General features: G+C 51.7%; 5 protein-coding genes, 2 tRNA genes and 1 pseudogene. 6 read left to right on the top strand and 2 right to left on the bottom strand.

Annotated elements, in window-relative coordinates:
* Window positions 1-45: 45 nt before the first annotated feature.
* Together AC781_RS11330 and AC781_RS11325 are read left to right on the top strand one after the other, a co-directional pair.
* Complete coding sequence (locus AC781_RS11330) at window positions 46-2331, top strand: glucosaminidase domain-containing protein (protein WP_067777579.1); 2286 nt, start codon at window positions 46-48, stop codon at window positions 2329-2331.
* A complete protein-coding gene (locus tag AC781_RS11325; RefSeq protein WP_067777578.1) occupies window positions 2328-10232 on the top strand; it encodes a MuF-C-terminal domain-containing protein in 7905 nt (2634 codons plus the stop codon). The genes AC781_RS11330 and AC781_RS11325 overlap by 4 nt, the downstream gene beginning before the upstream one ends.
* On the opposite strand, the gene AC781_RS11320 is transcribed toward AC781_RS11325, so the two are convergent.
* Entirely contained in the window at window positions 10229-11422 is a 1194-nt protein-coding gene (locus AC781_RS11320) for a tyrosine-type recombinase/integrase (protein WP_067777577.1), read from the bottom strand. The genes AC781_RS11325 and AC781_RS11320 overlap by 4 nt on opposite strands.
* Window positions 11423-11571: 149 nt before the next feature.
* A tRNA-Ser gene (locus AC781_RS11315) sits at window positions 11572-11661 on the bottom strand.
* A gap of 266 nt (window positions 11662-11927) precedes the next feature.
* Here AC781_RS11315 and AC781_RS11310 point away from each other — a divergent pair.
* The 4 genes and pseudogenes from AC781_RS11310 to AC781_RS13470 form a co-directional block, all read left to right on the top strand.
* A tRNA-Ser gene (locus AC781_RS11310) sits at window positions 11928-12018 on the top strand.
* A 145-nt stretch (window positions 12019-12163) separates the two neighbouring features.
* On the top strand, window positions 12164-13090 hold the full coding sequence (locus AC781_RS13475; protein WP_083077035.1) for a HamA C-terminal domain-containing protein: 927 nt from the start codon (window positions 12164-12166) through the stop codon (window positions 13088-13090).
* A 1-nt stretch (window position 13091) separates the two neighbouring features.
* Window positions 13092-15206: a DEAD/DEAH box helicase gene (locus AC781_RS11305; RefSeq protein ID WP_067777576.1), complete on the top strand. Its 2115-nt coding sequence runs from the start codon at window positions 13092-13094 to the stop codon at window positions 15204-15206.
* Window positions 15207-15257: 51 nt separating this feature from the next.
* A pseudogene (locus tag AC781_RS13470) lies at window positions 15258-15669 on the top strand (IS5 family transposase); the annotation flags it as partial.

Below are 15669 nucleotides of genomic sequence, written 5' to 3'. Positions count from 1 at the left end.
TTGCTGCCAGTTCCGGGGTGCATTTTTTTCTGGTAAGGTGGAGGTATGTCAAACGGTGTAGCGATCGGTTACGGTGATGCTTCGAGCGGTGTGAGGTTTATGCCGGTTTCTCCGGCTTCCGGCAATTTGCAGGGGGCGCAGGCGGTGGCCGGAGGGTTGAAGCATGTTTCTTCCGCTTTGATGCAGTCCAGTCAGGATTTGGCGCAGCTGGACGCGATCCGGCAACGGGAGCAGGCTGAGGCTTCCCTTTTCCAGACGAAGGCAGGGGCTGAGCTGATGTACAGCAGTTTGATGACGGACGGGAAGAAGGGGTTTGCGAACAGGCTGGATGCCGAGAATTTCATGCCGGAGTATGAGGAGAGGTGGAATGAGTTTTACAGTGCGGCAATGGAGTCGGCACCTGCGGAGGTGCGGCCTCAGATGGAGCTGGAGCTGGCGAAGATCCGGACGGCACAGGCTATTTCTCTTCAGGGGTACGGGGCGCAGGTGGCCCGCAAGAGCAAGATTGCCGGGCTGGATGCTTTGGCGCAGGTGTACGAGGGGCAGGGGCGGCTGGAGGAGGCGGAGCAGGCGATTCTTGCCCGTCCTGATTTGACGCCGGATGAGAAGTTTCTGGGGGTGCAGACGATGCACGCACGGTTTGCGGATTCCCGGCAGAAGGCGGAGAAGGCGCAGCGGGAGGGCGAGCAGGCGCGTTCTTACGAGGGGTGGTTTTCTGCGGTGAAGACGCAGCGGGGGGCGATGGAGTTTCTGGTGAAGGCGGCGCGGCCGGAGGATCGTGATGAGCTGATTCGTTCGGTTGGGCCTGCGAAGTATGATTCTTTGCTGAAGGATGCTCAGGAGATGGCGGATTGTGACGGGACGGTGGCGGTGAGCGATGCTATCCGGAACGGGAAGGTGGAGGATTTGAGGAAGGCTTTCGAGGGAGGTTCATGGAGGGCCGATGAGCTGGATATTATCAATTCGATTTGGAAGAATGAGGGCCGGATCGATGAAGATACGTGGAACAAGGTTTATTCCGCGATGGAGTGGGATGCGGTGCGGTGCCCTGATGCTCCGAAGGGGAGTGTGCAGATGCAGCAGTATCAGGATGCGTTCAAGCGGAAGTGGGAGGCGATGGGGGTTGGCGCGGATGTGATTGCCGATAAGTTGAAGTTGATGGATGAGGCGGGGGCGGCTGTGTACGGGAAGTTCGATCCTTCCGATGCGATGTCTTCTCTGAAGGGGATGAATTATCTGCACCCGAAGACAAATATCCACAGGTATGCGGATGGGGATGATGCGGATAAGCGGAGGCTGGACGGGAATATGATTGCGGTGCAGAAGGATGACGCCGCGAAGGAGGTGGCGCACAATGAGAGGCTGATTCTGGAGGCTTTCAATAATTACCGGCTGACGGATGAGGGTAAGAAGGCGACGAAGATGCAGCAGAAGCTTAAGTTTTACGATTTGGTGACGGAGGTGACGGGGCAGAAGATGACGGGTGAGGTGGTGCAGGCTTTGGAGCGGCAGAAGGCGCAGGAGGAGAATATGAGGACGGCGCAGCAGGGGAGGTTCAGCGAGTTCAACCGGGCGGACCGCGTGCCGTTTGCCCGTAGGGAGCAGGTGGCGCAGGTGCAGACGTTCGATGTGGAGGATTTGGCGGTGCGCGGGGCTGTGGTGCCTGCGGCCGTGCTGGATGCGTACGGAGATACGCCGCTGATGATGGAGGTGGAGACGGCGGATAAGAAGGTGATTCTCGTGCCGGTGGTGGGGAGTTCTGAGGGTGGAGGTGTCGGGGTGACGGAGAGTGTGGCCGCGACGGTGAAGGGGTGGGAGGCGAAGGTGGCCGGAGGTGCGCGGGTGTCGATCCGGCCGCAGTCCGAGGAGGAGCGTGCGCGGTATGGCGAGCAGGAGGTGATGAAGGGGGTGCAGAATAGGCGGTCTGTGCAGGTGAATGCGGAGAGGCTGAAGCAGGCGGCGGCAGGGACGGGGCTTGAGCGGCTGGCACCCGTTTTTGCGGCGGCCGGGAGGAAGTACGGCGTGGATCCGGATTTGCTGATGGCGATAGCCATGCACGAGACAGGGAACGGTACGAGTTCGGCTTTCCGGAATAAGCGGAATGCGATGGGTGTTTCCGATGCGAAAGGGCCGCGGACGTTCGGCAGTGTTGAGGAGAGTGTTTTTTATATGGCGAGGCAGTTGAAGAGGAATTATATCGATAAGGGGCTGAGCGATGTGGCTTCCATCGGGGCGAAGTATGCGCCGATCGGCGCGGGGAATGATCCGGGCGGGCTGAATGCCCACTGGGTAAGCGGGGTGAACAGGAATCTTAAAGCGATCAAGGGATGAATATGACGATTGACGAGCAGGCGGGGCCGAATACGGCCGTTTTTACGGGTTTCAATGCGGAGCGTTCCGGTTTGGTGGAGCATTCCGTGGATTTGGATAATTTGGATGCTGCCGGTTACGGGGCGTTGTTCAATGCCGGGCGGGACGGGTTCTTTTCGGCGGAGGGCGCGGCTACGCCGATGGCGCGTTTCGAGGATCAGATGATGTTCCGCGAGGGGTGGGATCCGCGCGAGAAGGCGGAGCGTGAGCGGGTGGATGCTGTTTCGCAGAAGGCTGAGGTGCTTTTTCTCGATCCCAAAGAATACCCGGGGATGAGATGGGATATGATTGCATTGCATGGAGAGGTCTATGCAGATGAGTTTCTGGCGCTTTCTGAAGAAGACCGACAGCATGTGGCCGTTCGGTACATTAAGGATTCCGTTTATGGCGCAGGTGATGCCGGGTATGCACGTATGGCAGAAGAGTACGGGATGCCTTTTTCGATGAATGATGCGGAGTGGTTTTCCGTGTTGGGCCAGCGTTTGAAGCAGTCCAAAGCGGATCGCCAGCGAGTGGATGCCTTGAATGCGACGGTAGAGAAAGAGAAGAAACGCATCTATCGTGAGGTTATTTCCGGAAAGTCTGCGAATACGGTGTACGAATCCATTTCCGACCTTGATCCGGAAGTACAGGTTCATGTGTATGAGGTGTTCGATTTCGCGCGGGCACGCCGTGAGAGTATTGATACCTTTCTGGATGATGTTTTTCCGGAAAAATCCGTTGCCGTAGGTATGGAAGGTCTCAAGAATGAAGCGTGGAGACCGTCGGATTTGAGCGATTTGGCTGTGAAGCTTGTGAAACTCAAGAAACGCGATCAGGTAGCATACGATGAAGTATTGAAGCTGATTCAAGAGGGGGTGACTACGGTTAAGGAAAATCCGTATGAAGGAGAAAGCCTTGGAACAATATACCTGAAACATGGCATTATTCCTTTGGATGCCATTCTTGAAAAATCAGGTTTTCTACGGCAGATCGGGGCGACTTTAGGAAATGTTCTCGGTTCGACTGCAGATTTGATCGAGAAAGGCATGCACGGGCAGGTTGTGTATGATCTGGAGAAACGAGTGGAAAACGGATCGATGACGCAGGAGAGGATGAATCATGCCTTGGAGAAATATGACAGGAAATACAATCTTTCTCAGGAAGAAATGGAAGTGAGGAATGATCTTCTTGGCATGGTGCGGGATATGCAGACTTCTTCTACCAGGAAGGATTTGTTTTACGGCGAGTGGCGGGACACTTTGGCGCAGGGCATGGCTTCCACTCTTACTTTCCAAGCGTCACCATGGTTGATGTTCGGGTCTCGCACGAACGACAGGATGGATGAACTGATTGCGGATGGCAGCAGCGGGGGAAACGCTCTTTTGCGCGGCATGTTGATCGGCGGCGTGGAGGTGGGCAGTGAGTTCATGTTCGGCATCGGGAAGGTGACGCGGTGGGGCGGACCGCGGGCCGGGAAGCTGTTCAAGGAGGTGGCGCAGACGAAGGCCGTGCAGGCTGCCCTGAAGTATCCGCTGGCTTTGAAGGCTGCGACGGGCCGGGCATTTCGCCTGAACAAACTGTGGGGGTATGCGAGCGGCGCGAAGATTGCGTGGAGCAGGGCGCACTACGGGAGCGCGATGCTGAGGTATGGCGTGGCAACCGGCCGCGCCGGGCTGGGTGAGATGGTCGAGGAGTACGCGGGTATTCTGGCCGGGGTGCCGGGCGACTATTATCTGGCGATGATGCTGGGGGAAGACAATGCGACTTCCCGCACGGCAGACGGCGGGCGGCGTACGCTTTCGCAGGAGGTGTACAGGCAGTGCGCCGATCTGACGCTGGATACGGGGACGTGGTTTTCGATGATGGCGATGGGCGGTATGTTTGCCGGGGCGAATCTCGGCCGGTACCGGAGGGATGCGATGTGGATGACGACGAAGCCGAAGAATCTGCAGGCGATGGGGCTGACGGAGGAGCAGGCCGTGGAGGTGGCGAATACGGTGAAGCCGGAGGAGAAGTTTCAGCTCGGGAGGAGGTATCTGGCGGATAATCAGAGGAAATCCGTGGACGAGCTGATGCAGAATGTCCGGGTCGGGTTCACGTCGATGGAGCAGGATATGGAGTGGGTGGAGGATCTGGCGGGGTATGAGGATGCCGTGGAGAACGGTATGCTGCCGCGTGCGGAGAGGATGGAGGACGGGAAGTGGAAGATGACGATGCGTGTGCGCAACGAGGCCGGGGAGCTGGTGGAAGCTGCGCCGTTCATGCTGGACGATAAGACGGCTACGGGCTATATGCAGACGCTTTTCGAGAATGAGTTCATGCGCGGAGAGCTGATGGCGCGGGATAACATGGTGGCGAATGCGATGGTCGGCAAGCTGAAGACGGATGAGAACTGGAAGGTGCGGGATATGGGGCAGGCCGATACTCAGGAGAGTATGGAGAGGCTGGCCGTGATGGCCCGGATTCGGATGGACAAGGCGGCTGCCGACAAGCAGTACATGGTTTCACAGATTGTGGATCCTGCCGTCGATGCCGATTTGACGCTGGGGCAGGCGGCGCGCATGGGGGAAGCTTTCGGCGAGCGCGTGAAGCTGGAGAAGATGCGGGATGCGGAGAAGCTTTCCCGCGAGAGGTCCCTGCTGGATGAGGCGCGGCTGGCTGCCGGGCAGGAGAGGTTCACGAACGAGGAGTGGGACGCTTACGCAGACCGGCATATTTACAGCAGCGCTGCGAATCGGACGCGAATGATGGATTCCGGTAAGACTCTGCTGCGCTACGCAGCCGGGGAGATCGGGGCGATGGATGTGATGGAGGAGGTGATCGAAGACGAGTTTGAACGGTCGAAGCGGGACGGCCGGAGCCTGGGCTGGTGGGCAGGGCATTTTCGGGCTCTTCAGAAGGAGATGGGTATGGCGAACGCTTTCCTGCCCGATTCCGGCAATGTGACGGAGGCGCAGGTGACGGAGGCGGTGTCGAAGATGGTGAAGAGCGATCTGCTGGCACGTTCGGAGAAGCTGAATATTTCCGACTGGCTGAAGGCTTTTCTTCGGATGCTCGCCCGGATGATGCGCCGGGCCCATGCCCTGTGCAAGCTGGGGAAGATGTTCAACGATCTGCATGCCGCCGGGAAGTTGAATAAGGATTTTGTGAGATCTATTCACGAGTTCACGGGGAGGACGGCGGAGTATTTCAAGGATTTGCAGGTGAAGACGGCTGCCGAGGTGCATGGGAAGGCCGTGGCTGCTGCCTCGACCGCCTACGCGGCTCCCGCCTTGAAGGAGATGGGGCTTGCTGCTGCGGCTGCCGAGGAAGAGGACGGCATGGCGGCCGTGGAACAGGCTGCCGCACCTGCTCCGGAGGAGGATGCCGTGGTGAAGGATATGGCGACAGCGGTGCAGGAGGAGGTGAATGCCCAGGGGATCGAGGGCGCGCGCCGGACGAAGGATCCGCTCGCCATGGCGGCGGCGGTGCGCGAAGCCGGTTTGGATGCGGCGGGCTTGAAGGCGCACGGTTTGGAATCCGGATCCCTGGGGAAGGCTGCACGTGTGGGCGCTCTGGCCGGGGAGGAGCTGTACCGAGCTGTTCTGGCGGGGGGTGTGCCGATGAAGGCCGCCGAGCGCCTTGCTGCGGCCGCTCCCCGGAACGAAGACCTGCAGAAGGTGGGCATGGAGGAGCTGGAGCGCGGCGTGAAGGCTGCCGTGGCGACGATGCAGGCAACGGCTGCACTGGGAGAGGGGGCGACGCGGGAGGATGCACGGCGTGCTGCGGAGTATGTGCAGCGGAAGATGCGTGCGCTGGAAAGGAGGCTGATCAGGGAGTCGGATGCCATGAACGAGGATTTCGACCCGGATGCGGTGATGAAGCTGAAGGAGAGTATCGAGCAGGTGAGGAACTGGCCCGCATTCCGCGAGGTGGTGGAACAGGCGCGGGCATGGGACGGGAAGTCACGTGTGGACGGTTCGCCTCTGACGACGGCTGGAACGACGTTTTCACTCAGGCGTGAAGATGACGATTCGCAGTTCCCGGATGCCGGGCAGGTGGCGGCGGCATGGAAGGGCGCTCTGGATGCCTATTTCGACGGGAAGACTGTGAAGCGGACGGCAGATATGAAAGTTTGCCCGACTCCTTCCGTGCTGCGGATGCTGGGGGCGAAGGCTCATGACATGGTGATTACGCCGGGCGTGATCGATAAGGTGATGAAGGAGAAGCACGCCGTGACGCGCGAAGCCATGGAGAGGATACCTGACGCCGTGGCGTCGCCTTTGGCCGTGTTCCAGTCCGTGGCATCCGGCAATTCGCTGGAGGTTCTGACGGAGCTGAAGGAAGGGGATGACCATGTGCTTGTGGTGGTGCATCTCAATGCAAAATCGGCGGAGCAGGCGCATCAGGTGACGGTGAACCGCATCATGAGCGTGTACGGCAAGGAGAATGTGAGGGCTCTTTTCTCTCACCCGATGCTGTATGCAGACATCAAAAAAGCCCGTCCTCTACTGGTATCTCACGGGCTCCAATTGCCCGGACAAGCAGTGAGGAAAGGCTCTGGAAACAAGATACACACGCCAGCGGATCTTGTCAAGTGGAAAGAGAAGCAGAGGATGCCCGGAACGTCGTTTTCGGTGCGCGGAGATTTCGGGCTGGCCGAGGAGCTGCTGGTGCCAAGCCAGAAGGTGCGCGGGCACGAAGTGCTGACGAGGACGATCCACGAGGATATTCAACGCTGTATCGAGCTGTGGAACCGATATGACAATCTGGCGGCGGACGAGCGGGAAAAGGCCATTGTGGCGATCGGAAGCGCGATGCATCTGGCGCAGGCGGTGGCGGGTTCGCTGCCGAGCAAGTACAGGTTCTCCCTGAATCCCTACCTGAAGAAGATGCAGGTGTTCGCCGAACTGGCCGCGACGGGGGATCTGGATTTTACCCGCGATCTTGTCTTTACACGCGATATTATTTTTCAAAAGACGAGAGAGCTGGATTCTCTGCGGGGGAAAATAGATGAAGGCGAACTGGAGGAGATGGTGAAGGAGTATGGCGAGCGGAGGTTACATGAAGTGGTGGCTCACCTTTTGAAGAAGACGGACGAGAGGCTGAACCGCTGGGGGCGCGATTGCGTGATTGTTGAAATCGACAGGCTGCTTGACCGGGTGAAGCCGCAGGTGGACAGCCGGACGATGCGCCAGAAGAAAGGGCTTCTTTCGGCAGCCGGGTACAGGCGGCTTCAGGAGATCGATAAGCTGATGAGCTACACGCAGGAAGAAAAGGAGGAAGCCCTTGGCGTGCTGGAAGGAGCCGTGCAGAAAGCGAAGGATGCGGGAACAGCTTCCGAGCTGGCTGATGCCGAGGACCGGCTGGCTGAACTGGCTCTGTTCGGCGCCCTGCATGATATGACGATGGAGCAGGCGGCGGCGGTGCATGCCGAGCTGAGTTCTTTCATCCAGAAGGAACGGTTTGCCTGGGACGAGGTGCGCGATATGAGGCAGGCCAGAACCAGAAGGATTCTCGGCAAGGCGATACGCCTTTTCGGCGGGCGGCCTTCCTTCAATGCCGTGAATCTGGCGAAGCACAGGAAGAGTACGCTGAAGGATGCGCTGACGATGGACGGTGTCTTGCTGAGCATGCCGCATATTCTGCAGCAGTTGAGAAAATACCCGGCGCTGGAAGGTCTGGCCGGGCTGATGCAGGCCCGGCAGGCTGCCGCTTTTCAGGGTATCGCAGCCGCCCGCAGGCAGCGGGTGGAACAGGTGCATGCCTTGGCTAAGCAGTATCTCGGCAAGAAGAACTGGAAGGCGATGAATAGGCTGAAGGAGGTTCACAAGACGGGTATTTCCCTGCAGAGAATCCGCATGGAGCGGGTGGAGATCGCTTCCCAGATGGTGGATGTCTGGCTGAACAAGACGCCGGAAGAGCGGGAGGCCTACCGGCAGGAGCAGGAAGAGGCAGCAGCCAAGGCCGATGAGAAGCCGACTTCCGAGAATATGGAGAAGATGCGCACGATTCCGACGGAGCGCGATGTGGAGGAGCTGGCCAGATGGCGCAAGGAGCGCGATGCACGGGAGGCCGTATACCGGAGGGAGCTGAACGAGTACGAGAAGGCGACGGACGAGATGCGCAAGACGATGAAGAAGCCGAGACCTCCGAAGGCGGATAATCTGGTGCGGCTGGAGTACGAGGGGGAGATGGAGACGGTGGAGAACTTCGAGACCTCGAAGGATACGGCTCTGTACATTATCCTGATGAGCGAACAGGCGGAGTATGCCGGTACGCTGGCGCGGCAGGGGTTCGATGCCGAAACGATCGGGAAGCTGAAGGAGTGGATCGGGCAGGATGTGCTGCAATTCGGCTACGAACTGAGGAAGCTTTTCAAGGAGCAGGGCGACAGGATTGCCGCCGTGTACGAGGCTACCTACGGCGTGCCTTTCCCGAGGGTGGAGAATTACTTTGCCGCCCGGTTCGACGTGGCGCGCATGAAGAGCGCGGAAGCGGAGATTCTGCAGGGGATGGGCGCCATGCAGGGCGGCGGGAAGGGGTTCATGAAGGTGAGGACATTCCACAATCACGATCTGGATTTGAGGCGTGGAGCGTTGTCCGTGTTCATGGAGGCCACGGAGATTTCCGACAACTGGATGTTTACGCAGGATATTGTGTCCGACTGGCGGGCTTTCCTGTCCGATCAGGATTTTGCCAATGTGCTGGCCGTGCATCTGGGAGAAGAGCTGTACGAGCGGCTGAGGCGCTGGGTCTCCATGATTGAGACGATGGGTGTGCGCGGGGCGATGAGCCTTGGCGCGGCCGATCGCGTGATCGGGAAGCTGTATGGAGCGAAGGCGAATGCCGTTCTCGGATTCAAGCTGGAAACGATGCTGAGGCAGACTTCCGCCGTGCTGAACGGATGGGCCGGGGATCCGAGTATCGGGTTTGCCGAATGGATGAAGGCGATGGCGATGATCCGGGGCAAGAAGACTCCGATGACTGTGGAGAAGATGCTTGCCAGCCCGGAGATGCAAACGCGATTCGGCGGGCAATTAGGACTCGCCGAGCGTCAGATGATGCTGCCGACAGGTGAGAAGGCGAATGCCGTGGAGAGCATGCTGCAGGCGGGGATGAGTCCGATGGAGTATATCGACATGCGGCTGAATGCCATGAGCATGACAGCCGTGTACTATGTCCATTACAACCGGGCGAAAGCCAAGGGGATGAGCGAAGCTGATTGCGATCTGGCGGGATGGGCCGGGGTGCATGGGTCCATCGACATGGCGGCGCAGCCCCAGAACTGGATGCAGAAATCTGAGTTGTGGAACCGGCTGCCTTCGATTGCGAAGCCCGTGCTGTTCATGATGAGCGAGAATATCAACAAGGCCGGTTTGTGCCTGTCGTTGTTTCGCAGCGGGCAGTACAAGAAGTCAGTCCAGGTCTGGTTTGCCTACGGGATCCTGAATACGCTGGTAGGCATTCTGCTGGATTTCATTCGAGACGATCCCGACGAGTGGGAGAAGCGCGATTGGCTGGGGTATGTCTTTGCGGCGGCGTTCGGGCCGTTGAACGGGATTCCCCTAGTGGGGGAGATGCTGGAAGGCGGCGTGGATTATCTGCTGAAGCTGGCGGATATCGACATGGGGGTGTACGTCGGTTCGGCCGGGCGTGGAGTGGTTGATTTAGGAGGTACGAGGCGGGCTGTCGAAAAGATGATCGATATGATGGACGGAGACAAGGAAGGGGATTTCGGGGAATATGTGAAACAGAGCATTCGTTTGTCATCGTCCGTGGGCGTGATCGGAGGCGCTTTCGGGGGGACGGTGGGAAGCGCCATGCTGCTGGGAAGCGCCCTGATGAATCCTGTGAAGACGGTGACGAATTTCATTCATTCTCGCGGCTGGGACGATTAGGCAATCCACGGGATTTTGTGCTGCGCTTCGTCCAGGGTGTCTGCTTCCGGGACGACGTAGCGGCCGAGCATGGCGTTCGAGCGGTGGCCCGTCAGGTGGCGGGCCACTTCTGCCGGTACTCCGCTTGTGACCATGAGGGTGGCGGCCGTTTTGCGGAGGGAGTGGAAGGTTTTGGGCGAGACGCGGCGGCGGTCTCCGGAGAGGTTTTGCATGGGGGCGGACATTGTCCCAAGTACGCCTTTGATGTGGGCATTGACTTCGAGGGAGAGAGCGCCGGTGTTGAAGGATTTCATTAGTTTGACGGCTTGCGGGTTGACGTATGTTCCTGTTTCATGCCAACGTATTGACTGAAGGTAGGCCGCAAGTTCTTCGCGTATGGGAAACATGACGATGCCATTCGTTTTCTGCTGGCGAGCCATGAAAATGCCACGGTCGAAGTCGAATTGGTTCCATTTCAGCATGGCCGTGTCACCAAGCCGAAGTCCATTCAGGTAGAGTGAACATCTAATGAGGCGTGATACCCAGTCTGGCGTTTTTTCGAGTAGCAGAGAGATTTCCTGCATGGTGAATGCTTTCTTTTCTGCTGGATCTCCTCGAAGAACTTTTGCCTGTTCCATTTTCAAGAATGGATTTCTGTTGATGATTTCATGATCAAAGGCATCGCTGAAGAGTGCGCTTAGGCTTGCACAATATCGTTTGACTGTTCCCCCTGTGACGCGCTTTGCTTGCTGATGAATGAAGTCCATGGCATCGCCTTTCGTGATTTTGTCGATGGGGCAGTTTTTTCCGCCTTCCGCTTTTTTGTAGATTCCGGCCCAGGCCATGAATTGATTGAATGCGCGTTCGTCGGCCTTGATGGTGGCCGGTTTCGCATGGCCTGATTTTTTGGCGGTGTATTCTTCGATGTAGGAACTCAGGGAAGGGGATTCCGTTTCGGTGGTCCGGTCGTTTCCGGAACCGGATATTTCATAGACGCGTGACGCTGCTTTTCTGGCGTTCCGTTCGCCGCGGGCGGATGCTTCGAATTCTTCCGCGATCAGGATGGCCTTTGCCTTGGCTGCTGCCGGGGTGTAGCCGTCTTTCTTTTTGTCGGGGTTGATCAGGATTCCGGTTGCTCGCGTGTGGCGCTTTCCTTCTTCTCCGGTAAACTGAGCATACCAGTGCCGTTTTCTTTGTACGATGCTTGCCATGATTGTGATTTTGCGTGTACGTAACTTTTACGAAAAGTTACGTAGTAAGTTACGCAAGCAATCTAGCATAAGCCGGGATAAGCTGGGAATAAAAAAGCTCCGCCTTCAAGGGGATAGCGACTAGGCTTCTCTCAGCTTATTCAAAAAGGTGGCGGAGGAGGTGGGATTCGAACCCACGGAGAGGTTACCCCCTCGACGGTTTTCAAGACCGTTCCATTAAACCGCTCTGGCACTCCTCCGAAGAAAACAACGCGGATAACGTGCGCGCAGTCTATCGAGAAGATGCAACCCTGTCAAGCAGGAAGAGGGACTTCATCACACGGCATGTCAGGATGAACCATCACCCTGTTTGGCGAATACTCATGCATTCACTCCCGAAAAGAAGAAATCTCAAAAGAGCCACATCCTCCCGAAAAAACGGTCCGAAAAAAAACGAAAATAAAACTTGCCAAAATGTAGGAAAGCAGGTAGTATGCCGCCCGTCAACGACCGACACAACCTAAGCGGGCAGGTGTCAGAGTGGTCGAATGAGCACGCCTGGAAAGTGTGTGTACCCCAAAAGGGTACCGAGGGTTCGAATCCCTCCCTGTCCGCCATTAATTTCACGCCGTAATATATTCGTAATGAGCATATTGCGGCTTTTGTTTGTAGAGGCATGGGGAAGAAATGGGGAAAAATGAACGTGTATGGTTCTGAAATCTCTTGTTATCTTATAATCATATGTAATAGTATAGGGATGTTATGAGCAGTCTAAATTTTGAGATTTTAATAGATGATTCTTTCTCGAATATTGTTACTGACAAATCACTAAATCCAATAAGTAATAAAAATCTTCTAAGTCTGATAAATGATTTTGAAAATGGCGAATGGAGATATAAAAAATTCCAAAATTTTATTTGGGATAATATTGCAGAAACATCTCTTTCATGTCAGGAAAGAGAAAGTTTGATTGGCGAACCTCATACTACACTACAGACCGCCGCAAAAAATCTTCGACTTACTGATAAAGATAATATTGGAGAAGGGAGCGAATTGGCCGAAATTATTTTATATGGTATCATGAAACATCACTATCAGGCATTGCCTGTTGTCCCAAAAATTTTCCATAAACAAAACCCACAAGACAATGCAAAAGGAGCAGATAGTGTTCACATAGTAATAGAGAATGATAATAATTTTTCGATTTGGTTTGGAGAAGCCAAATTTTATACAAGCATTGAAAATGCCAGATTTGATAGAATCATTAGCTCCATAGAAAATTCATTAAATCCTGAAAAATTGCGTAAAGAAAATACTATTATAACAAATATAAATGATATTGACAGATTAATTTCGAATGAAAATACAAGAAAAGAAGTTCTTGATTTTCTGCATCAAAAAAATTCAATTGATAATCTAAAACAAAAATTGCATATACCTATTTTACTTTTGCATGAATGCGAAAAAACAAAATCATCTAAAGAATTAACACAAGACTATAAAGACTCAATAGCAGAGTATCATAGGGAACGAGCAGAGGCATATTTCAAAAAACAAATAAAAAAACTAGGGGCATACATTCATAAATATGCTGAAATCTCATTTCACTTAATATTGTTTCCTGTTCCCTGTAAAGAAACAATAGTAAATTCCTTTGTTTCACATATAGAATTTTATCAAGGAGTATAATATGGAGTCGATATTTGAAAAATGCCAAAATATCAACGACCTAATTTTATTAGGACAAGAAAAAAACGCTCGCGATGAATTAATAAGATTATTAAATCACCTAGAAGAAAATAAAATAGAATATACGCCACTAATTAATTATCTAATTAGAGAGACTGGTTTGTATCCATATTTGCAACCTCAAACTGCATCTTGGCAAGAAAGATTTATATATGAAGCCTTTAAAGCAGATATAGGAGATCTAAAACCAATAACACTTCATAGAGGACAATCCTCATTATTAAAAAAACTCCTTGAAGGTAAAAGTATAGCAGTAACTGCCCCAACAAGTTTTGGAAAAAGTTTTATTATAGATGCTTTTATTTCTATTAAAAAACCAAAAAATGTTGTTATTATTGTACCAACTATTGCATTAACCGATGAAGCAAGGAGAAGAATTTACAAACGTTTTTCAAATGAATATAGAATAATAACAACACCTGATGTAGGCATAGAATTAGCAAAAAATAATATATTTATATTTCCACAAGAAAGAGCAATCAGCTATATCGGAAAAATTGATTCTATTGACATTCTCATCGTAGATGAATTTTACAAAGCAGGGACATCATTCGATAAAGATAGAGCTCCAATTCTCCTGAAATCTATTCTAGAATTAGGTAGTATAGCCAAGCAAAAATATTTCCTAGCTCCAAACCTTTCTCTTTCATCGTTAGAAGATAATCCATTTACAAAAGGGATGGAATTTGTAGAGCTTGATTTTAATACAGTAGTTTCTGAAATATCAGAAGATTTTAAAAGCTCATCATCATCTGATGAAAATTTCAAAAAAGATCGACTTTTAGAAATACTCTATTCTAAAAAAACAAAGACATTAATATATGCAGGAACATTTACAAACATAGACACAATAACGAATATACTTAATGATAATTTTGATGATAATGATAATAAATTGTTGAACTATTTTTCTGATTGGCTTTGTATTAATTATGGTAACAATTACATTCTAAACAAGTTAGTAAAGAAAGGCGTTGGAATACATAATGGGAAATTACATCGATCATTAAGTCAAATTCAAGTAAAGCTTTTTGAAGAAAAAAAAGGATTAGATAATCTAATATCAACATCATCAATTATTGAGGGTGTGAATACATCTGCAGAAAATGTTATTATTTGGGCAAGTAAAAACGGACGCCCTAAATTGAATGATTTTACCTACAAAAATATAATCGGACGAGGAGGAAGAATGTTTAGGCATTTTATAGGAAAAATTTATTTGTTAGAAGCGCCTCCTGAAGAAAAAGCTACAGAATTGAAATTAGAATTTACAGAAGATCTACTTAATTCTCTAGATACGGAAAAATTCGATCAAGAATTAACGAGAGATCAAATAATAAAAATTGTAGCGTTCAATGATGAAATGGATTCAATTCTTGGAAAAGGTGTCTATAGAAATCTCATTAAAGAAAATTCACTTCCTAGTTTTAGCCCCAATACGTTAAGGGATATTGCGCGAGACATGACATCGAGGCCTCGTGTGTGGAGTGGCATGAAATATCTAAATTCTAATAATCCGAATGATTGGAAATCTAATCTATTCTTAGTCCTCAATTATGTAGGTAATGTAGGAATTTCGTATACAAATATGGTTGCTTACATTAAAGCCATATCGCAAAATTGGCATCTCTCAATACCTAAAATACTCTCTTTTTTACATAAAAATGAAATAACAATCGACAAATACTTTGAATTAGAAAGAATATCAACCTTTAAAATACCATCCGTGTTGCAAGATATAAACTTTCTTCAAAAGAAAATATTTAACAATAACGTTGACATTAGTCCTTTTATTGCAAAAATTTCGCATGCATTTTTGCCCAGATTGGTATACGAATTAGAAGAATATGGGTTACCTAGGATGTTGAGTAAAAAAATTCAGACATCTGGACTTATAGATTTAGAAAATGAGGAAACTCAAATACATCATATTATAAACGAATTCAATCGAATCGGATTTCCTAAGATGGTGAATAGCATCAAAAATATACATCCTTTCGAAGAATTCAGTTTGAGATATTTTTATGATGGAATAACATCTATACATAAAATCTAAATTTGATTAGATATTGTCGACAATTAAAGAGAATGGATTATAATAGATAGCATGAGCGGATCACTCAGGCATCAGTTGAGAGACGACCAATGGGAAAGAATCAAGGATTTTCTTCCCGGTAAAAAGCAGGATGTTGGATGTACAGCCAAAGACAACCGGTTGTTCATCGAAGCTATCATATACAAGGCAAAAACAGGATGTGGTTGGAGAGATATTCCGGAGAAATATGGAAAATGGCACAGTGTACATAAAAGATTTTTGAGATGGAGCCGCAAAGGAGTCTGGCAAACAATTTTTAACACTCTCGCGTGTAGCGCGGATACGGAATGGCTCATGATTGACTCAACAATTGTAAGAGTTCATCAATATGCATGTGGAGCCAAAGGGGGAAAAAAATGAGCAAATAGGTAAATCCCGAGGAGGCCGAACAAGCAAAATGCATGCGCTCTGCGATTCCCATGGC

This window comes from Neoakkermansia glycaniphila (genome assembly GCF_001683795.1).
In the GTDB taxonomy this organism is placed as follows: domain Bacteria; phylum Verrucomicrobiota; class Verrucomicrobiia; order Verrucomicrobiales; family Akkermansiaceae; genus Akkermansia; species Akkermansia glycaniphila.
Note: the sequence above shows the minus strand (reverse complement) of the source record. Positions and strands in the feature narration are given on the sequence as shown.